Below are 20,007 nucleotides of genomic sequence, written 5' to 3' on the forward strand. Positions count from 1 at the left end.
AAGAGCGTATAGCGCCGACCGCACCAGCCGACGTTGCGGCCGGCGCCATTGCCGTATTCACGGCAACGCGCCGGCCTTCGTTGCAAGCCGCCCGGTGCGCTCAGTGCCCCAGGATCGCCCGCCAACCGCCGCGGCTGGGCAGTGCCAATGCCCAATCAATGCCAGACCCGGTCGTAAAACCGCGCTCCACGCTTAATGCCTGTCCGACCGGCCATCCCAGCGAGTCGAAGGCCGCGACCACCCACCGATAGGCGGTGTTCGGCGCCAGGGCCTGCGACAACGGGACCTGGACCGCATACGAGGTCTCCCCATTCGGCGCGATCGGGGCTTGGAAGACCATATCGCCGCTGGTCGCATCCATGATCGCCAGCATGTAATACGCCGCCCCGGTGATCCCGGTGGTGGTGAAGTTGAAGCTGGGCTGCAAGGACACGCCCGTCGCCTGATCAGCAGGCCCTCCGGTCAACACCGGCACCGCATCGAATACATAGATAGTCCAGAGCAACATCCGGGTCTGTCCGTTGGATGGATCGGTGACGGTAATGTGCAGCTGGTGCGGGCCGTTATTCAGGGCCTCACTCACACCGACCGGGGTCGTGTAGACATATTCCCCGCCATTCTGCACGAGGTTCAGCCATGACTTGCCGAACTGGGTCATGTCCATTGCCGACACGGCGAGCGTACCGCCGGTGGTACTATCGGCAAGGACCACCAGGTCTAAGGTCACTCGCCCATCCGCTTGCCGGTACGCCCGGGTGTCACCTTCGTCCATCATTGATGGAGGGCTATTCGAGCCGGGCGCGGCGTTAACGACGGTAAAGCGAAACACCTGTGCGCTGGCCAACGGGTTACCGGCCAGGTCCGCAATGCTCGCGGCGAGTTCGACGCGAAAGGTATGGTCCCGCTGCCAGCGCCCGCCCTCCGCGAAGGCCCGGTCGATCCCGATCTTGGCGCGCGCGCCGTCCTCGGCGACCCAGTCCTTACGGATATGGATGCCGACCTGGGTGCCCCCTGCGGTCTCGTCGAAGACCTGGACCGTGGACGGGAGGATCGTATCGGGGTTCATGTTCTCAGAGAAAAAAACGCCAATGGGCTCCCACTCCAATCCGGGTGACAGATTGGCCGGGCGCGTCTGCAGCACCATTGGTGCGGTGGTATCCCCGGCACCGGTGTTGAAACTCAGACTAAAGGGCGCCGCCAGGTGGTGACCCTGCGCATCGGCCACGGCGGTCGTCAGGGCAACCTGATATTGGGCCTGGGCCTGCAAGCCCTGCGGCCAGATGTGCAGTTCAAAGCCCAGGGGTTGCAGCCGGTAAGCAGGCACCCCGGGTCCGGTCAACTGCACCGAGACCGAATTCACGGTCGCAGGATCGATTGGCTTGTCAAAAAAGATGCGAATATGCGCGGTGTCTCCGCCGACTTCGCCAGCAGCGGGTAAGGTCGCGATGACTTGGGGTGCGGAGGTGTCGCCCGGGGCACCGGCGGTCGAGAAGAAGTGATGCGCGCTCCACTCATAGCCACCGACCGCATTCCCATTGGTGTCATGGCAGCGGGATAAGACCAGGTCGTATCCCATGCTGTAGCGCAAAGGCGCGGCGGGCACAAAGGTAAGGGTATCGTTGGGGAGCATCGTCTGCGACCAGGTCAACTGACCCGACAGTTCAGGCCCACCATGCCAGTCCGCCAATTGCACCTGGCAATAGTTGCTGTCCATGGAATGATCGAACCGCGCGATGATCGGCTGAACCGTCGACACGCCCGCGGCATTGTCGGCGGGTTGGAGGCTGACCATCGCGGGCGGGGGAGTATCCACGGCCAGGCCATTGACGCCCGCGGTGATCTGGCCGGCGGTCACTGCCACATTATTGATAAGATTGCGGCCGGCGCTGACGCTGTCACAATATTGCGTTCCCTGGACAGCCGGATTCCAGCCATAAAAGCAGACCCGGTAGCTACCGGTTAACAGCGCGCCGCCGAGATTGTAAGTTCCGTTAGCGGCGGTGGTGGCGCGAATCGGCCACTGCGTTGTATTCCCGAGGTCGGCGACCACTTGAATACCACCTACGCCGTTACCACCCGCATCTCTGACGGCTCCGGTAATGCTGCCGGCCTGGGTGGCAGTCGCCGTCCCCACCAATAGCCAGAGGGTGGCCAGCGCGACCCAGGCGATGCCGGGTCGATGGTATTTCGGCGTCATCGCCGGCGCATCGGTCAATCGCGTTTCATTCATGGTCTGAGAGCTCCATGTCAACAGGCGTTATAGCGGCCCGCGCGGCCCGCGCGAATGCCGGGATAGAGAACGGTGGGATAGGCGCGAACAAGGTCGATGGGTGCCGCCAAAGCTGGCAATCCCAGAGATCGCGCGGCCAGGCGGTTTTACCCAACTTGAAACCGGGGACGATTATACACGCTTGTTGGCCAGCGCAAAAAAAACCGGCATGACAGCAGCAGTTTCAAATCAGGATAATCGTCGCGCACCGCTCCCGCGCCTGGAGTCTGGCGCTCGAACGCACGAACCGAAGCTGGCACAGCCGGTCGCGACACGTGTATGAGCGTCGGAAAGGTTTACGTGCCCACTCGGAAAACATATACTAACAGGTTACTTTTCCGGGGCAGCCGCCCCTTCGGAGAACCCCAAGCCATGCGCCTGATCCAGGAAGCACTGACCTTCGACGATGTCCTGCTCGTCCCTGCCCATTCACGGGTGTTGCCCAACGAGGTCAGCTTTCAGACCAAGCTGACCCGCGAGATCGAGCTGCGGATTCCGCTGGTCTCGGCCGCCATGGACACCGTGACCGAGTCGCGCCTGGCGATCGCCATGGCGCTTGAGGGCGGGATCGGCATCATCCACAAGAACATGAGCCTGGAGCGCCAGGCCCGCGAAGTCCTGACGGTCAAGAAATACGAGAGCGGCATCATCCGCGACCCCATCACCGTGTCCCCGGACGTGACCGTGGGCGAGGTGCTGCGCCAGACCAGGGCGCACAACATCTCCGGTGTCCCGGTGACCGAGAACGGCAAGCTGGTCGGCATCGTCACCGGCCGCGATCTGCGCTTTGAGACCCGCATGGATGAACCGGTCTCCGCCATCATGACCCCCAAGGAGCGCCTGGTGACGGTCAGGGAGGGGGCGAGTCGGGAGGAGGTGGTGCGGCTGCTGCACCAGCACCGCATCGAGAAGGTGCTGATGGTCAACGACCGCTTCGAGCTGCGCGGCCTGATCACCGTGAAGGACATCCAGAAGGCGAAGGACTTCCCCAAGGCGTCGCGCGACCACCACGAGCGCCTGCGCTGCGGGGCGGCGGTGAGCGTCGGGCGGGGCACGGACGAGCGGGTCGCCGCACTGGTGGAGGCTGGGGTGGATGTGATCGTGGTCGACACCGCCCACGGGCATGCCCAGGGCGTGCTCGACCGGGTCGCCTGGGTCAAGCGTCAGTTCCCCTCGGTCCAGGTCATCGGCGGCAACATCGCCACCGCGGATGCCGCGCGCGCCTTGGCGGACGCAGGGGCGGATGCGGTCAAGGTCGGCATAGGCCCCGGCTGTTTCGCGGCTGGCACACGCGTTCTGATGGCTGACGCCAGCTACCGGAATATCGAGGAAGTCCGCCCCGGCGATCGCGTGATCAACCGGGACGGACAGCCGGTTAACGTCGTGAAGGCCTGGTGTACTGGTGTCCGTGAGGTCATGCAAGTTCGCCACACCGCCTCACTCTGGGCCACACTCGCTACCCCCGACCATCGCTATCTCATGGGCGATCTCGCGACCACCAGCGCGGCGACGGTGACCTCAAAGGGCTATGCCAACGTGTTGGATAAGCCGACGCGACAGGGTGCCTCAAGAATCGGCTGGAACGCCATCGGCGAAGTCGAGCGCGGGACCTGCCTGTTTCCGCGCCAGGTCACGTTCGAACTACCCGAACGTATTGACATCGACCTGACCGAGTTCGCCATCCGCAAAGATTTGCAGTTGGCACGCTATCACACCGCCATCCGTGATTCCTACGCACTCGGCTATCTCTTCGGCACCTTTCTCGGCGATGGCCATGCCTTCATCGCCGCGTCCAGAAATTCCGAAATTGGTCGGGTATCCTGGTTTTTTGGCGCACATGAACAGGCCATTGCGAACAAACTGATCCAGTGTGTCGAGGAGGTGACTGGGGTCGCGCCCGTGCAGACGCCAGGACCGAGTATCATCAACGTCCATTTCTATTCGCTCCAGTGGGCGCGTTTACTGGCGCAGCTTGGTAAGCGCCATAACAAACAGTTACCGTCCGAGCTCCTGTGCGCCAATCCTGACTATCTACAGGGGCTGTTCGACGGGCTTCTGGATAGCGACGGCTATGTCAGTGCGGCCGGGCGGACCTGTTTCGGTAACACATCGCAATCGCTGGTCGAACTCTTCAACCTGCTCTGCCTGCTCCTGAAGGGCAGCCTGCCAAATTGCCATATCGAAGCAGCATCCGCCGGTGGGCTGGAAGGCACCTGCGACGCCAACTGTCGCGATTCTTATCGTGCCCGCCTGAATGTTTCGCATGAAAAGCGCCTGATCAAGGACTATCAGGTACTGAAACTGCTTGACCGCCAGCCGCTACATCTGGAACTTCCGGTCTATGACATTGAGGTCGACTGTCCGACCCACAGTTTCATCGCGGATAACGCGATCGTGCATAACTCGATCTGCACCACCCGCATCGTCGCCGGCGTGGGCGTACCCCAGATTACCGCCGTCTCCAATGTGACGGAGGCCCTGGAGGGCACCGGCATCCCGGTGATCGCCGATGGGGGCCTGCGCTATTCCGGGGACGTCGCCAAGGTGATCGCGGCCGGCGCCCATAGCGTGATGATCGGCGGGCTCTTCGCCGGCACCGATGAGGCGCCGGGCGAGGTGGAGATCTATCAGGGCCGCTCCTACAAGTCCTATCGCGGCATGGGCTCGCTCGGGGCCATGGGCGCCAAGGAGGGGTCCAGCGACCGCTATTTCCAGGAGGGCGCCGAGAAGGACAAGCTGGTACCCGAGGGCATTGAGGGCCGGGTTCCCTACAAGGGCAGCGTGCTCAATGTCATCCACCAGTTGATCGGCGGCCTGGGGTCCGGCATGGGTTATACCGGCTGCGCCACCATTGAGGAGATGCGCACCAAGCCGCAGTTCGTGCGGGTGAGCAGCGCCGGGATGCGCGAGTCGCATGTGCATGACGTGCAGATCACCAAAGAAGCGCCGAATTATCGTATAGACAATTGATCGCCGGGTAAGACGAAACCAAGAATTGTTGTCCGCAAATGAACGCAAACGGCGCAAATGAAGAAAAAAATAGTCTTACCAAGTGAGGCTATGACCATTTGCGTTTATTTGCGTTCATTTGCGGACGTCTTTTTCCCGATTTAAGGGCGCTCCATGACTTCCAACATCCACGCCGACCGTATATTGATTCTGGACTTCGGTTCGCAGTACAGCCAACTCATTGCCCGGCGGGTGCGTGAGGCCGGGGTCTATTGCGAACTGCACCCCTGGGATATGGGGGCGGAGGCCATCCGCACCTTCGCCCCCAAGGGCGTCATCCTCTCCGGCGGTCCGGAATCGGTCCATGAGGCAGAAACACCGCGCGCCGACCCGCTGGTCTTCGCCCTGGGTATCCCAGTGCTCGGCATCTGCTACGGACTCCAGACCATGACCGCCCAACTCGGCGGCCAGGTCGTCCCCTCCGCCCATCGCGAATACGGCTATGCCCAGGTGCGCGCCCGTGGCCACTCCCGCCTGCTGCGCGAGATCGAGGACCGCGTGAGCCCGGAGGGTTATGGCCTCCTGGATGTCTGGATGAGCCATGGCGACCGGGTGGAGTCACTGCCCGCCGGGTTCAGCGTCATCGCCGAGACCCCGAATGCCCCCCTGGCCGGCATCGCCGACGAGGACCGCGGCTTCTACGGTCTCCAATTCCATCCCGAGGTCACTCACACCCATCAGGGCGGGCGCATCCTGGAGCGTTTCGTCCACGACATCTGCGGCTGCGACCGACTCTGGACCCCGGACAACATCATCGCCGACAGCATCAGTGCGGTGCGCGCCCAGGTGGGCAAGGACCAGGTCCTGCTCGGGCTCTCCGGCGGGGTGGACTCCAGCGTGGTCGCCGCCCTGCTGCACCGCGCCATCGGCGACCAGCTCACCTGCGTCTTTGTCGACAACGGCCTGCTGCGCCTGGGTGAAGGCGATCAGGTGATGGCGACCTTTGCCAAGCACATGGGGGTCAAGGTCATCCGAGTGGATGCCGTCGACCGCTTCCTTGATGGCCTCAAGGGCGTCACTGACCCGGAGCGCAAGCGCAAGGTCATCGGCAGCACCTTCATCGACGTCTTCGACGACGAGGCCGGCCGGATCACCGATGTGCGCTGGCTCGCCCAGGGCACCATCTATCCGGACGTGATCGAGTCCGCCGGGGCCAAGACCGGAAAAGCGAAGGTCATCAAGTCGCACCACAACGTGGGCGGCCTGCCGGAGCACATGAAGCTCAAGCTGGTCGAGCCATTGCGGGAACTCTTCAAGGACGAGGTGCGGCGCATCGGCGTCGAACTGGGGCTCCCGGCCGAGATGGTCTACCGCCACCCCTTCCCGGGTCCCGGGCTTGGGGTGCGTATCCTGGGCGAGGTCCACCGTGAATACGCGCAGACCCTGCGCCGCGCCGACCACATCTTTATCGAGGAACTGCACCGCGCCGACCTCTATGACAAGGTCTCCCAGGCGTTCGCCGTCTTCCTGCCGGTGCGCTCGGTGGGCGTGGTGGGTGACAACCGCCAGTATGCCCATGTCATTGCGCTACGGGCAGTGGAGACCATCGATTTCATGACCGCCCGCTGGGCGCACCTGCCCTATGACTTCCTGGATCTCGTCTGTCGGCGCATCGTCAACGAGGTGCCGGGCGTCTCCCGCGTCGTCTACGACATCACCGGCAAGCCGCCGGGCACCATTGAGTGGGAATAGCCACCCTACCCCTACCCTCGTGACACCGCGCAAGCGGTGTCACGCCTGTGTCTGGCGCTCCGCGCCGCGATGGCTGATGAGCGACCCATATCTAGGATGAATGTTCAACGACTGGAAAATGAACTCTGGGAGGCCGCCGACCAACTGCGCGCCAACTCCAGGCTGACCGCCGCCGAATATTCGATGCCGGTCCTGGGCCTGATCTTTCTGCGGCACGCGGACAATCGTTTCACGGCCTATCTGTCTGACATCGCGGCGGACATCCCGCCCCAGGTCCCGCCCGCGCAGCGTGAGACACTGATCAAGCTCGGCTTCCAGGGTAAGGCCGCCATTTATCTCCCGGTGCGCGCCCGCTTCGACAAGATTGCAGGCGCCCCCCGGGGCGCCAACGTCGGTGCGATCATCGATTCCGCCAATGACCTGGTGACCTTTCACGGTCAGGAGAAGTCGGACACCAACACCAAGTTGGCCCGCATGAACCTGGTGGTCCATGGACTGGATGCATCCAACATCCGCCAGGGCAACACCTTCTACGATCAGGTCGACCAGCTGATCGGCCGGTGCGACTTCGTGATGGCCAATCCGCCGTTCAATGTCGACGGTGTCGTCACTGACAAGATCGAGGGCCAGGTGGACATTAAGGGCCGCCTGCCCTTCGGCCTGCCGGGCACCAACGCCAAGACGGGCGCCATCTCCAACGCCAACAGCCTGTGGATTCAGTATTTCTACGCCTATCTGAACGCGACCGGCCGCGCCGGTTTCGTCATGGCCTCCAGCGCATCCGATGCCGGTAACAAGGACCGCGACATCCGCGAACAGTTGGTCAAGACCGGCCATGTCGATGTGATGGTGGCCATCGGCAACAAGTTCTTCTATACCCGCAGCCTCCCCTGCACCCTCTGGTTCTTCGACAAGGGCAAACCCGATCACCTGAAGGACCGGGTGCTGATGATCGACGCCCGCAATGTCTATCATGTGGTGTCGGCGCGTTCGCATATCTTCACCGAAGAGCAACTGACCAATCTCACCGCCATCGCCTGGCTATACCGGGGCGAACAGGTTAAGTTCATCGCGCTGGTCGGCGGCTATCAGCGGCAGGTCGATCAATGGCTGGAACAGTTGCCCGCCTGCATTGAGGCCGACAGCGCGACCATCGCCAGGCTAGGCACCCTCCTGCAAGCCTTTGCCGATAAGGTGACACTCGCCGAACTCAATGCCGATCAGCCGCCGGAGGCACTCTTAACCCAAGCCACGCTCGATGCCTTCAAGGCCGAATTGACCGCTTGGGACCGTGATTGTCGTTCCGACCTCAAGGAGACAGGAGGTCGAGGCTTTAGCCGGTCGACATCGCATCTTAGCGGCCCTGATCCGGCTAAAGCCTCGACCTCCAGTCGGCAGCTCTGGAATGACGCCCAAGGCCCCGCCGACCATGACCAAGAGCAGATCACCGCACTACTCGCGGCGACCAACGCGGCGCGCACCGCCATTGCCGCAGCCGACCTCGGCAGCCATACCGCCCAGGTCGCACTACAAATCCAACTGGACGCACTGGTGCCGTCACTCAAGCTGGGCATGAAGACACTCGAGGCCCGCCACAAACGCTGGCTCAAACTGCTGGACACCGCCGAAAAGACCCTGCGCGCGCGGCTGTCCGACGCATTCGACGGCAAGGCGGCGCGCGAGTGCAAGCGTGCGCTGCTCGCCGCCGACACCAGGAAGGGCGAAGCACCGACGGTACGCGACGACGTCTTGGACGCCTTGAAGCAGGCGGTCTATTTCATCCATCAGGTGCAGTGGCTACACAGTCGCTTCCCCGAGGCAGTGTTCGCCGACGTGCCCGGACTGTGCAAGGCCGTTACGACCGATGAGATCGCGGCGAGCGACTATTCACTGACGCCGGGGCGCTATGTGGGAACGGCCCAGGGCGACATCGAAGACGAGGATGACTTTGCCGAAAAGCTGCGTGAGATCCACGATGAATTGAGCGAGTTGAATGACAAGGCGGTGGAGCTTGCCGGGCGGATCAGTAGCAACTTCGAGGCGTTACTGGCATGAAGTCTCGGACTCTGGGAGAGCTTTGCGATCAAACTGGGGGCTATGTGCAAACAGGGCCGTTCGGCTCTCAACTTCATCAATCAGATTACAAGAATGACGGCATACCTGTCGTCATGCCGCAAGATATTATCGATGATCGCATTTCCGATGATCGAATCGCCCGGATAGATGACGCGCTGGCAAAGAAACTCGGCCGACATCTCCTTGCTGAGGGCGATATCGTTTTTCCTCGCAGAGGAAATATCAGCAAGAGGGCCTTTATTGATTCAAGCCAATCAGGCTATTTCTGCGGCACTGGTTGCTTGAAAATCTACATCCCTTCAACTGAGATTTCATCAAAATGGCTCTTTTACTATCTCGGCCAAGATCATATCGTTAAGTGGATTGAAAGCAAGGCTATTGGCGCAACAATGCTCAATCTGAATACCGGCATCCTCAGATCTCTGCTGATTAGATATCCGGACATGATTGAGCAGCTGCGAGTCGTCGATTATCTCGAAGTTTACGACGACCTGATCGCCACCAATAGACGCCGCATTCAGTTACTCAAAGATTCCGCTCGCCGGATATATCGTGAGGTCGAAAAGAACCAGCCTGGCGAAGCGAATTATTTTCAACTATACGAGATTGGCCGCATAGCAGGCATATTTGATGGCCCGCACGCCACACCAGCCCTTCACCTGCAAGGGGTAGCAGTCTTTCTTGGCATTAGAGAAATCACGGCGGATGGGCACATCGAGCTTTCCGAGGCGCGCTGGGTCTCAGAGGCAGACTATCCAAAGTGGACTAAGCGAGTTACGCCGGAAGGCGGTGACATTGTGTTCACCTATGAGGCCACACTAAACCGCTATGCTCTGATTCCAGATGGCTTGCGTTGCTGCCTCGGCAGACGAACCGCTTTGATTCGACCGAACCCGGAAAAAGTTAATCCGCGATTCCTTTTTCACCATTTGTTTTCACCGGAATGGCGTAGCCAGATTGATGCAAATGTCGTAGCGGGCGCGACCGTCGATCGTATTTCACTTAAGAAATTCCCGGCATTCCAAGTCAAATTGCCGCCCAGAGAGGTTCAGGATAGCATTGCGGACACATTGTCAACATACGACGAGCTGATTGAAAACTTAGGACGGCAACGGCGGTGCTTAAAGGCTGCCAAAGAATTACTTCTCCCCAAGCTCATGTCCGGCCAACTCGACGTCTCCCGCATCCCCTTGCCGGAGAACATGGCGGCATGAGCCAGCAGAAGATCATTATCATCGCCGGCCCCAACGGCGCGGGAAAGACCACCTTCGCCCGCGAGTTCCTGCCGCAAGAGGCTGCTTGTCCGGTCTTTGTGAATGCCGATCTGATCGCCGCCGGATTGTCGCCCTTTCGGCCCGAGGCCGCCGCCGTGAAGGCCGGGCGGCTGATGCTGGAGCAGATCGCCTTGCACGTCGAGCGGCGGGATAGCTTCGCCTTTGAGACCACCCTTTCCGGGTTGGGCTACGCCCGCAAGATCCCCGAATGGCAGGCGCTCGGCTATCATATCAAGCTGTTTTTCCTGAGCCTGCCGTCACCGGAACTGGCAGTCGAGCGGGTCACGGAACGCGTCAGACAGGGCGGGCATCATGTACCCGAGGTCGTCATCCGTCGGCGCTTCGCGGCGGGGCGGAAAAACTTCCAGCACGTCTATCAGCCATTAGTGGATGCGTGGCTCTTGTATGACAGTTCAGAAGCACAACCACTGATGCTCGAATGGGGAGAGAACGCATGAATACCAAGCCGTTAGACGAGGCCAGTGATCCGGATTTGCGCAATTCTTTGCAGGCCATGCGCCGGGCCACGAAGCGGGCGCGCGAGATCGCAGCACAAACCGGCACTGATATCGTGGTGCAGGAAGGATCGGTGATCCGGCACATTTCGCCGGGCGCAGAAAGCAAAGAGGTCGCGGAGCCCCAGTGTCGATAGGATAGCCTGAGCCAACTCCCCTCGTTGGGAACGCGGCCCGCAAGACTCTGCTTCGCGTGTCGCCGGCATCGGCAAGTGACGCGTCAAAGACCGGGTTGCAAGCGAGGCTTGAAGATCCGCGTCACGCACCGCCCTACATACCAGAAAAGAGATACACTGATGACCTGGACGGTTCACCTGTGTCCCGAGGCGGAAACCGAGCTGCTGGCGATGCCCGCCGACATCCGCGCCCGGTTTCTGCACATTGCAGAACTGCTGATGGCCTGCGGCCCGCAGCAAACAGGTATGCCGCATGTTCGCCACTTGGAGGACAAGTTGTGGGAGATGCGCATGACGGGCCGCGACGGGATCGGCCGCGCGGTCTATGTGGCGCGTACCGGGCGGCGGTTAACCGTGTTGCACGTCTTCGTCAAGAAGTCCCAGAAGACCCCACGTCTGGCACTGGCAACCGCCCGTGCCCGCCTGCGGAGATTGATCGATGATTGACCTTACCGATTTGAAGGCTCGCCTGCTGGAAGACCCGGACACCCTCAAGGAATACGAGGCCCAAACGCCCGAGTTTGACATCGCCCATGAATTAATCGCCGCCCGAGCCCGCGCAGGCTTGAGCCAGGCGCAGGTTGCCGAACGGATGGGGACCTCGCAATCGACGGTCGCCCGGCTGGAGAGCGGACGCACCCGGCCCAGCCTACGCACACTGGACCGCTATGCCAGCGCCACCGGGACTCGCACCGTGGTGAAGCTGGTGGCTCAACCGTGAGGACGCCCACGGCCCCGGGGTTTCACAATCACTGAGAGCTCGGGGAGAAGGCGCTCATGGCCAAGAAAGATTATTCGGAAGACCTGCTGATCCAGGTCCCCACCGCTGCGTTTCTGCAACAGCGACTGGGCTGGGAGACGGTGTTCGCGCAGGATGAGGAGGATTTCGGTCCACTCAGCCTGCTGGGGCGCGCATCGGATCGCGAGGTGGTGCTGACCCGCGATGTGCTGGCGGCGCTGCGGCGGCTGAACCCGGGGCTGCCCGACCTGGCCTATACGCAGGCGCTGGCCCAGGTGATTGCCGAGGATTTCACCAAGACCCTCGTCCAGTTGAACGTGGAGAAGTACCGCCTGCTGCGCGACGGGGTGCCGGTGAGCTATCGCGATGCCGCGGGCCGCCTGGTCGATCAGCGCCTGCGCCTGATCGACTTCGACGACCAGACCCAGAACCGCTATCTTGCGGTGCGCGAGTTGTGGGTCCGCGGCCGGCTGTGGCTGCGCCGCCCGGATATCATCGGCTTCGTCAATGGCCTGCCGCTGGTGTTTATCGAACTCAAGCGGTTCGAGGTCCATGTCGACAGCGCCTATAAGAAGAACTTCAGCGATTATCTCGACACCATCCCGCACCTGTTCCACTGGAACGCACTGGTCATCCTCTCCAATGGCCACGATGCGCAATATGGTTCGATCACCTCGACCAGGGAGCATTTCTACCGCTGGAAGCGACTCGACGAGGACGCCCCGGAGCCGCGCGCCGACCAGCCCCTGCTGCCCATCCTGCTGGAGGGCATGCTGCACCGCGCCCGCTTGCTCGACATCGTCGAGAATTTCGTGCTGTTCGATGCCTCAGCGGGCAGCACGCGCAAGATCATTGCGCACAACCACCAATATCTCGGCGTCAATCGCGTTTTCGACCGGCTGACCTCAGACGACCCCAAGGTGCAGGCGGAGGTGCTGGCCGGGCAATTGGGGGTCTTCTGGCACACCCAGGGTTCCGGCAAGTCTTATGCGATGGTCTTTCTCACGGAGAAGATCCACCGGAAGATCTCGGCCGGCTACACCTTTGTGATCATCACTGACCGCACCGAACTGGACGACCAGATCGCCTCCACCTATACCAATGCGGGGCGCGCCAACAGCAAGACCGACCAGGCCCAGAACAGCGATGCCTTGCGCCGCATGCTGCGCGAGGAGAACCGCCGCTATGTCTTCGGGCTGATCCAGAAATACCGCGAGTCGGTGACGCAGCCCTATTCCGAGCGCGAGGATATCATCGTGATTTCGGACGAGGCGCACCGTACCCAGTATGGCCGCCTGGCACTCAACATGCGCAAGGGTCTGCCGCGCGCCAAGTTCATCGGCTTTACCGGCACCCCGCTGATCGATGCCGCTGAGAAGCAGTTGACCCGCCAGGTGTTTGGCGATTATGTCTCGATCTACGATTTCCGGCGGGCCGTGACCGATGGTGCCACCCTACCCCTGTTTTACGAGAACCGGGGCGAGAAACTGAAGATCGTCGACCCCCAGGTCAACGCGCGCATCGCCAAACACATCGAAGCGGCCAGGCAGTCCGCCACCCTGGATAACCCCTGGACTCAGGAGAAGGAAGACAAGCTCTACCGCGAACTGGCACGCGACTATCCCATCCTCACCTCACCCACCCGGCTCGACCGGGTGGCACAGGATTTCGTCGATCATTTTCACCAGCGCTGGCGGGTGGTGGACAATGGCGGCGGTAAGGCGATGATGGTCTGCCTGGACAAGCCGATGCAGGGCCATACGCTGATGCAGGCGATTGCGCGGGTCAACCGGGTGGGCGGCGGCAAGAAGCATGGCCTGATCATCGACTACAACGGCATGCTGAAAAGCCTGCGTAAGGCACTGGCCACCTTTGCCCAGGGCGACCGTGCCGGGACCGGCAAGGGTGAGGACGAGCAGGATACGGTGCGGGATGATGCTGCGGCGTTGGCCGAATACGCCGCGAGCCTCAAGCAGGCGCGCGACTATCTGGCGGGTCTGGGGTTTGCGCTGGATGCGCTGATCGCCGCCCAGGGCTTCGAGAAGCAGGGGTTGATCCTGACGGCCGTGAATCTCCTGTGCGAGAGCGATGAGCGGCGCAAGACCTATCAGGTGATCGTCGAGGATGTGCAGGCGCGGCACCGTGGCCTGTTTCCGAATCCGGGCCTGTTCGATTACGACGCGCAGGCCAGCGCTATCGCTGCCGTGTATAACAAGATCGAGGACCTGCGGGAAACACCGGACGTGAGCGCACTGCTGCAATCACTCTATGCCGTCGTCGATACTACCCTCACCACGGAGAACCCGGCGCCCCTCGGCATCGCCTATCCGCAGGTCCGCCATGACTTATCGAATATCGATTTTGCGCGTCTGCGTAAAGAGTTCGAGCGAACCCCCTTCAAAAATGTCGTGACGCTCAACCTCAAGGAAAAGATCGAGGAGCGCCTGGCCATGATGCTGGCACGCAACCCGACCCGGGTTGATTTATATGAGCGCTACCAGAAAATCATCAAAGAATACAACAAGGACAAGGATGACGCCGAAATCCAGAAGGTGTTCGACGAGCTCAATGCCTTCAACAGCACGCTCAACGAGGAGCAAAAGCGCTACCTGCGCGAAGATCTGGACAATGAAGACCAGTTGGCGGTATTCGATCTGCTGCAAAAGGACTCGCTCACCAGGGGCGAGCGTGATGCCATCAAGAAGGTGGCCGCGCAACTGCTCGATACGTTGAATTCGGGCAAGCTGCAGATCGACCACTGGCGGGAAAAGGCGACGGCACGGGCGCAGGTCCAGGCCGAGATCATCAAGCACCTGTTCGCCAACCTGCCCGCGGCGGCCTATGACGCCGATGAAATCGACCTGAAGGCGAATGCCGTGTTTGCCCATCTCTACACCGCTGGCCTTGCCGGGGAAACGCGGGTGTATCACTGATGGCAGACGACGCGCACCTCGCCCCGGAGCCCGCAGCCGGTCCATCGCCGGAGGATATCCACTGGATGGGCGAAGCCCTCAAGCTCGCGGAACAGGCAGCGACAGAGGGCGAGGTCCCGGTCGGCGCCGTGCTGGTCCTGGATGGCGAGCTCATCGGCGCCGGCTGGAACCGCCCCATCGGTGCAAGCGACCCCAGCGCCCATGCCGAGATCCAGGCGCTGCGCGCGGCCGGTCAACACTTGAGCAATTACCGCCTGCCCGGCTCCACCCTCTATGTGACCCTGGAACCCTGCGTGATGTGCGCCGGGGCGATCATCCACGCGCGGGTTGAACGGGTCGTCTATGGCGCCGCCGATCCCAAGGCCGGCGCCTGCGGCAGCGTCTTCCACCTGCTGCCCGCGGATGGCCGCTTCAACCACCGTACCGCCTGTTCCGGCGGCGTACTGGCGGAAGCCTGCGGCGAGACCCTGCGTGCCTTCTTCAGAGCACGCCGGTAAGCTCGGAAAGCGTTGTTCTCACGCCAAGGCGCCAAGCTCGCCAAGAAAGCCGATGAGATGTGTCGAGTATCCGGCTCACCCAGCGGGTGAATCACCGATCACGGATAAGGAACTAAAAGGCCTTGGCGAGCTTGGCGCCTTGGCGTGAGCCATTTACGGATTCAGGTCAAGCCCCCAATGCCTGCGCCAGGGCGCGCCGGAAGAACTCGGGCTGGGCCAGCGCCGCCTGGTGGATCTCGGCATTGTAATACTGGGTCTCGAAGGGCTTGGCGCGCACGTCCTCGGCGCGGAACGCGTCAAATGACCCGCCGTTGCGGGCCATGGTGGCGGTCATCCAGCCGGAGGGATAGACGGCCTGGGGAAAGAACAGACTGCGGGTATCCGCAAAGCCGGCTCGGCGCATCTCCACATGCATCTGCGTGAGGATGTGCATGTGATAGAGGGGCGACTCGCTCTGCTGGACCAGGATACCGCCGGAGGCCAGTGCCCGCTCGCAATCACGGTAGAAATCGCCGCTGAACAAACCGATGGCGGGGCCCACCGGATCCGTGCTGTCGACGATGATCAGGTCCAGGCTCGCGGGAGCGGCCTCCTGGACCCAGCGGATGCCGTCGGCGAACAACAGCCGGGCGCGCGGGTCGCGATTGGCGGCGGTGAGTTCGGGAAAGAAGCATTCGGCGGCGCGGGTGACGCCTTCATCGATGTCGATCTGGACCACGGATTCGACACCCGGATGCCTCAGCACCTCGCGCAGGGTGCCGCAATCCCCGCCGCCGATGATGCAGACCCGCCGCGGGTCGGCATGAGTGAAGAGTGCCGGGTGTGACATCATCTCGTGATAAAGGAAGTTTTCCCGGCTGGTGAGCATGACGAAGCCGTCGATCACCATGAGGTTGCCGAACCCCGCGGTGGCATAGACCTCAATCGACTGATAGGGGGTCTGCTCCTCATGGAGCTTGCCGGTCACCCGCAGTGAGAAGGCAGAGCCCTCGTCTTCGACGATCTCGGTAAACCATTCGTTGGGCTGGAGCATGAAGCAGGTCCTGGGGTGTGGGGCGGGTGGATGGGGACCGCGCGATTTAGCGCGGGTAGCGGTCGTCCAGGTTGGCCGGACACAACACCTCACGCATGATACCGATCAGGTCCAGCAGTTGGTCGTTGCGAATACGGTAGAAGATCCGGTTGGCCTCCTTGCGGGCAACCACGATGTTCTTGTTGCGCAATTGCTCCAGGTGCTGGGAGATGTTGCTCTGGGAGGTCCCGGTGCATTCAACGATCTCACCCACCGAGAGCTCTTTGTCTCCCAGCGAACACAGGATCTTCCAACGTAGCGGGTGGGCCATCGCCTTGAGCGCATTGGCGGTGAGGGTGGTTTGGGCATCCCCCTGCAATTGCGGATCGGGCGGGTCATCGTCGAGCGGGTCACTCATCCTAAAGCCTCCTGCGGCCGTTCATCTGCATTTGGGGTGGTCGCGGGATCGGTGTCGGCCGCAACCTCGACCCGGACATAGCCGGTCATGTCTTTGGCGATGCAGATGATGTCGCTCAACCTCCCGGCGCTGTCGGTCACCGCGGTGCGGGCAAACAGGATGGGCACCCGCCGGCCGTCCCGCGCAATGAAGCGGGCCTCGATCTTGCTGATGGCACCGGTGCGGATCAGGGCCTCCAGCCAGGTGCCCCAAAAGGCCTCGGCCACCTCGTCCCCCTCCTCCTCGAACACGTCGCCGATGCCCATGCCGATCAGGTCCGCCGCAGTATAGCCAAGCATCCGGCAGGCCGCCGGATTGGTGAGCTTGATGACTCCGGTCGGTTCCAGCACCAGCAGCGCCTCGCCCATATGGGTGATGATGTTCTCCAGGTACTGCCGCGCCGCGGCCAGTTCAGCGGTGCGCTCCGCCACCCGCTGCTCCAGGACCCGGTTGAGCCCGCGCTCTTTCTCGATCAGCCGGAAGTAGGTGCTGATCTTGTTGATCAGCAGGTTGTCGTCGATGGGCTTGAGTAGGTAGTCCACCGCCCCGACGGCAAAGCCGCGCTGCTGGAACTCCTCTGACTTGAAGGCGGCGGTGAGGAAGATGATGGGGATGTCGCGGGTGCGCTTGCGCAGCTTCAGCAGCGCGGCGGTCTGAAATCCATCCATCTCCGGCATCTGCACGTCCAGGATGATCAAGTCGATATCGGGGTGACCATGGGTGAGGTCGATGGCCTGCTGACCGGAGCTGGCCTCCAGCACGACCGCGCCCATGTGCGCCGCGATCAGGGTGCGCAACGCAAACAAATTATTCGCGTGATCATCGACGATCAGCAGCTTGAATCCGGCGTAACCGTTCATCCCAAGAATCTCATTGGTCCGCACATGAACGCAAATAAACGCAAATAAACGCAAATAATGGAATTCATCGGAAAAACCTAGAGCGGCTGAGTGATTCAAGGTCATCACTGCCGAGCGGCGGCGCGCCAGCCCGGCGCCGTCAGTGCTGGAATTGACTGGTCACACCGCCGCTCGGCAGCCCGGCGAGGACCGCCCGGAGCGCGATCGGGGTCACCGGCGCAGACAAAAATGCCACCGCGCCAGCGGCCAGGCAGGCGTCCGCCTGATCCTGCGCAAGGGCCTCGGCCATGACCGCGACAGCGGTCCCGCGCGCTTGATTTTCCTTCAAAAGGGCTGTAATCCTATCACAGGTCTCCGCCGCCGACACCCGCGCGGACACCAGCACCAGCACGCAGGTTCCGGGTTCCTCTTGCAGGGTCTCCAAGGCCTCATCCAGGTCCCCCGCGCTCTGCACGGCAAGTCCCGCGGCGCTGATGAGGTCCGCCAGATGGACCAGACTGGGGACATCCCGGTCGATGATCAGCACCCAGTGGCCGGCATCTGGCGGCTGCGCCGCCGTCAGCGCCGCGGCCGCGGCCGGCGCGGACGCGACGGGCGGCGGCAAGGACTTGGCCGGCTCCGCCGCCGCGGCGATGCCCGTCGGCGCAGACCGGGGCAACAGCAGCGTGAAGCTCGCCCCGGCCCCGGGGGCGCTCTGCACCGCGATGCGCCCCCCCAGACGCTTGGCCAGCTCGCGGCTGATGGAAAGCCCGAGCCCGGTCCCGCCGTAGCGGCGACGGGTAGAGCCGTCGGCCTGCTGGAAGGCCTCGAAGATGATTTCCTGTTTGTCCGCGGCGATACCGATCCCGGTGTCGGTGACGGCGATGGCCACGGGCCACCCCGGCTCACCGCACGGGGCCAGGCTGAGGGTGACCCGACCCCGATCGGTGAATTTGATGGCGTTGACGAGCAGGTTCTTGAGGATCTGGCGCAGCTTCTCCCGATCGGTGTCGATCGAGGACGGGGCCGCGGGGTCGATCTGAAGGTGCAGCGTGACCGGCTTATCCCCGATCAGCGGCTCAACCAATGCCATCAAGTCCCGTAACACCGCGGGCAGGTCCACGCGCTCCAGCTGGATCGGGACCTGCCCGGCCTCGATCAGTGAGCAATCCAGGATGTCATCGATCAGTGTGAGCAGGTCGGTGCCGGCCGCATGGATCACCTGCGCCTGACGGCGTTGAGACTCCGACAGGCCGCCATCCGCGGTGGCGAGCAGCTTGGAAAGCAGCAGAATGGAATTGAGCGGGGTGCGCAGTTCGTGACTCACGTTGGCCAGGAACTCCGATTTGTAACGATTGGAGCGCTCCAGTGCGCGGGTCTGCTCCCGCGCGCCGCGCAGGTGTTCGGCATGGGTCTGCGCCAGCACCGTGAGTTGCTCCCCGAGCTGCCGGATCTCCCGGGGGCCGCGCCAACTAAAGCGCAGCGGCAACCCGTCGCGCAGGATCTGCGCAATGCCCCCAGTCAGTTCCTGACCGAAGGACTCGGCCCGCTTGGCGATCCAGCGCGCCAACACCAGGACCACCAGCACCAGGATCAGTATGATCGAGAGCACCCGCACCATCAGTGCGTTACGGAAGGTCTCGATGGGCGTCGGGTCTACCGCGCGCCCCACCCACAAGGGCTGGCCGTCCTCGCTGGCGAACATGGGCACCCACAGGAACTGCGCCCCGCCCCGCCCTGTCCATAGGGCCAGGGTGCGTTGACTGAAGATCTTCTCAAGCCCTGGGAAGGTCTGGAAGGCCACGGGCCCGCCTCCGATCGGCTGGCCGGGCCGCAGATAGCTGCCGTCCTGGTTGACCCAGACGGTGTCACGGTAAAACTGGGCCAGGCCGCCCACGTCGATCCCCATCACCACCACCCCCAAGGGCTGCCCCGCGCTGCCCATGATCGGACTCACCAGGCTCAGGGTCATGAACCGGCGCGGGTCCACTGCACTGGCCGCGGAGTCCACCCGGATGCGGCTGACCAACACCCCCCCGGGGTCCAAGGCCAGCCCCGCCGCCACGAAGTCGGCACTCGGGATCAGCGGCGGCTGGGTGGGCGGTCGGGCCGGTGGCCGCCAGTCCAGGGTACGCGGATCGCGGACCAGCCAATACCGCGTCTCACCCTGGTCGTCGAGAAAGAGGATCTGGATGATGTCGCGCTGCTCGCCCAAAGACTGATTGACCCAACCGATATAGCGCCCGCGTGCCGCCTCGAGCGGCTCCCGATCCAACGGCGCGCCGACGATCGACGCGGACTCCGGCAGCTTTGCCAACAGCCGGATCATCTCGTGACAGCTCGCCAGGTGCTGGTCCAGGTCGCGAAAATCCGCGCGTAGGTTCAGGAGATACGCGCGCTGATAGAAGAGCGCGGTACGCTCCAGCACCAGGGGCAGGTCGATGGCCACCGCCAGCAGCAAGGGCGTCAGCCCGAACACCAGCAGAAAGACCAGGATGTGCGTGCGCAGCTTCACGTCG

Annotated in this window: 14 protein-coding genes and 2 pseudogenes; 11 read left to right on the top strand and 5 right to left on the bottom strand. The window is 62.5% G+C overall.

From position 1 onward, the window contains the following. Positions 1-100: 100 nt before the first annotated feature. Positions 101-2,230, bottom strand: coding sequence for an Ig-like domain-containing protein (locus QZX93_RS01865; protein WP_295388855.1), 2,130 nt, complete (start codon positions 2,228-2,230; stop codon positions 101-103). Positions 2,231-2,641: 411 nt separating this feature from the next. On the opposite strand from QZX93_RS01865, the pseudogene QZX93_RS01870 reads away from it, so the two are divergent. The 11 genes and pseudogenes from QZX93_RS01870 to tadA all read left to right on the top strand — a co-directional run. Continuing rightward, positions 2,642-3,694: pseudogene (locus tag QZX93_RS01870) on the top strand (IMP dehydrogenase); the annotation flags it as partial. Positions 3,695-4,672: 978 nt separating this feature from the next. Next, positions 4,673-5,239 (top strand): annotated as a pseudogene (locus tag QZX93_RS01875) (IMP dehydrogenase); the annotation flags it as partial. A 153-nt stretch (positions 5,240-5,392) separates the two neighbouring features. Continuing rightward, positions 5,393-6,970 (top strand): glutamine-hydrolyzing GMP synthase, encoded by a 1,578-nt coding sequence (guaA, locus tag QZX93_RS01880; protein ID WP_295388856.1) that lies wholly within the window; start codon positions 5,393-5,395, stop codon positions 6,968-6,970. 96 nt (positions 6,971-7,066) lie between these two features. Next, positions 7,067-9,025: an N-6 DNA methylase gene (locus tag QZX93_RS01885; protein WP_295388857.1), complete on the top strand. Its 1,959-nt coding sequence runs from the start codon at positions 7,067-7,069 to the stop codon at positions 9,023-9,025. Then, complete coding sequence (locus QZX93_RS01890; protein WP_295388858.1) at positions 9,022-10,260, top strand: restriction endonuclease subunit S; 1,239 nt, start codon at positions 9,022-9,024, stop codon at positions 10,258-10,260. The genes QZX93_RS01885 and QZX93_RS01890 overlap by 4 nt, the downstream gene beginning before the upstream one ends. Then, entirely contained in the window at positions 10,257-10,778 is a 522-nt protein-coding gene (locus QZX93_RS01895) for a zeta toxin family protein (RefSeq protein WP_295388859.1), read from the top strand. Before QZX93_RS01890 ends, QZX93_RS01895 begins: the two co-directional genes overlap by 4 nt. After that, the gene (locus tag QZX93_RS01900) at positions 10,775-10,972 is read left to right on the top strand and encodes a hypothetical protein (RefSeq protein WP_295388860.1); all 198 of its coding nucleotides are present in this window, start codon (positions 10,775-10,777) and stop codon (positions 10,970-10,972) included. Before QZX93_RS01895 ends, QZX93_RS01900 begins: the two co-directional genes overlap by 4 nt. A gap of 159 nt (positions 10,973-11,131) precedes the next feature. Then, a complete protein-coding gene (locus QZX93_RS01905; protein WP_295388861.1) occupies positions 11,132-11,458 on the top strand; it encodes a type II toxin-antitoxin system RelE/ParE family toxin in 327 nt (108 codons plus the stop codon). Then, the gene (locus tag QZX93_RS01910; protein WP_295388862.1) at positions 11,451-11,732 is read left to right on the top strand and encodes a helix-turn-helix transcriptional regulator; all 282 of its coding nucleotides are present in this window, start codon (positions 11,451-11,453) and stop codon (positions 11,730-11,732) included. The genes QZX93_RS01905 and QZX93_RS01910 overlap by 8 nt, the downstream gene beginning before the upstream one ends. Before the next feature lie 56 nt (positions 11,733-11,788). Further along, on the top strand, positions 11,789-14,683 hold the full coding sequence (locus tag QZX93_RS01915) for an HsdR family type I site-specific deoxyribonuclease (protein ID WP_295388863.1): 2,895 nt from the start codon (positions 11,789-11,791) through the stop codon (positions 14,681-14,683). Positions 14,684-14,748: 65 nt separating this feature from the next. Further along, on the top strand, positions 14,749-15,180 hold the full coding sequence (tadA, locus tag QZX93_RS01920) for a tRNA adenosine(34) deaminase TadA (RefSeq protein WP_295388942.1): 432 nt from the start codon (positions 14,749-14,751) through the stop codon (positions 15,178-15,180). Between the two features lie 166 nt (positions 15,181-15,346). Here the strand turns inward: tadA and speE are convergent, their stop codons facing one another. From speE to QZX93_RS01940, 4 genes are all read right to left on the bottom strand, one after another. Then, entirely contained in the window at positions 15,347-16,213 is an 867-nt protein-coding gene (gene speE, locus QZX93_RS01925; protein ID WP_295388864.1) for a polyamine aminopropyltransferase, read from the bottom strand. A 46-nt stretch (positions 16,214-16,259) separates the two neighbouring features. Beyond that, on the bottom strand, positions 16,260-16,610 hold the full coding sequence (locus tag QZX93_RS01930; RefSeq protein WP_295388865.1) for a metalloregulator ArsR/SmtB family transcription factor: 351 nt from the start codon (positions 16,608-16,610) through the stop codon (positions 16,260-16,262). Further along, entirely contained in the window at positions 16,607-17,509 is a 903-nt protein-coding gene (locus tag QZX93_RS01935) for a response regulator (RefSeq protein ID WP_295388866.1), read from the bottom strand. The genes QZX93_RS01930 and QZX93_RS01935 overlap by 4 nt, the downstream gene beginning before the upstream one ends. A gap of 139 nt (positions 17,510-17,648) precedes the next feature. Then, complete coding sequence (locus QZX93_RS01940) at positions 17,649-20,003, bottom strand: response regulator (protein WP_295388867.1); 2,355 nt, start codon at positions 20,001-20,003, stop codon at positions 17,649-17,651. Between the last annotated feature and the right edge of the window lie 4 nt (positions 20,004-20,007).

This window comes from uncultured Thiodictyon sp. (genome assembly GCF_903946935.1).
In the GTDB taxonomy this organism is placed as follows: domain Bacteria; phylum Pseudomonadota; class Gammaproteobacteria; order Chromatiales; family Chromatiaceae; genus Thiodictyon.

Excerpts from the sequence above, each read along its gene's own strand:
- QZX93_RS01865 (WP_295388855.1), bottom strand. The coding sequence starts at position 2,230 with ATGAATGAAACGCGATTGACCGATGCGCCGGCGATGACGCCGAAATAC.
- guaA (WP_295388856.1), top strand. The coding sequence starts at position 5,393 with ATGACTTCCAACATCCACGCCGACCGTATATTGATTCTGGACTTCGGT.
- QZX93_RS01885 (WP_295388857.1), top strand. The coding sequence starts at position 7,067 with ATGAATGTTCAACGACTGGAAAATGAACTCTGGGAGGCCGCCGACCAA.
- QZX93_RS01890 (WP_295388858.1), top strand. The coding sequence starts at position 9,022 with ATGAAGTCTCGGACTCTGGGAGAGCTTTGCGATCAAACTGGGGGCTAT.
- QZX93_RS01895 (WP_295388859.1), top strand. The coding sequence starts at position 10,257 with ATGAGCCAGCAGAAGATCATTATCATCGCCGGCCCCAACGGCGCGGGA.
- QZX93_RS01900 (WP_295388860.1), top strand. The coding sequence starts at position 10,775 with ATGAATACCAAGCCGTTAGACGAGGCCAGTGATCCGGATTTGCGCAAT.
- QZX93_RS01905 (WP_295388861.1), top strand. The coding sequence starts at position 11,132 with ATGACCTGGACGGTTCACCTGTGTCCCGAGGCGGAAACCGAGCTGCTG.
- QZX93_RS01910 (WP_295388862.1), top strand. The coding sequence starts at position 11,451 with ATGATTGACCTTACCGATTTGAAGGCTCGCCTGCTGGAAGACCCGGAC.
- QZX93_RS01915 (WP_295388863.1), top strand. The coding sequence starts at position 11,789 with ATGGCCAAGAAAGATTATTCGGAAGACCTGCTGATCCAGGTCCCCACC.
- tadA (WP_295388942.1), top strand. The coding sequence starts at position 14,749 with ATGGGCGAAGCCCTCAAGCTCGCGGAACAGGCAGCGACAGAGGGCGAG.
- speE (WP_295388864.1), bottom strand. The coding sequence starts at position 16,213 with ATGCTCCAGCCCAACGAATGGTTTACCGAGATCGTCGAAGACGAGGGC.
- QZX93_RS01930 (WP_295388865.1), bottom strand. The coding sequence starts at position 16,610 with ATGAGTGACCCGCTCGACGATGACCCGCCCGATCCGCAATTGCAGGGG.
- QZX93_RS01935 (WP_295388866.1), bottom strand. The coding sequence starts at position 17,509 with ATGAACGGTTACGCCGGATTCAAGCTGCTGATCGTCGATGATCACGCG.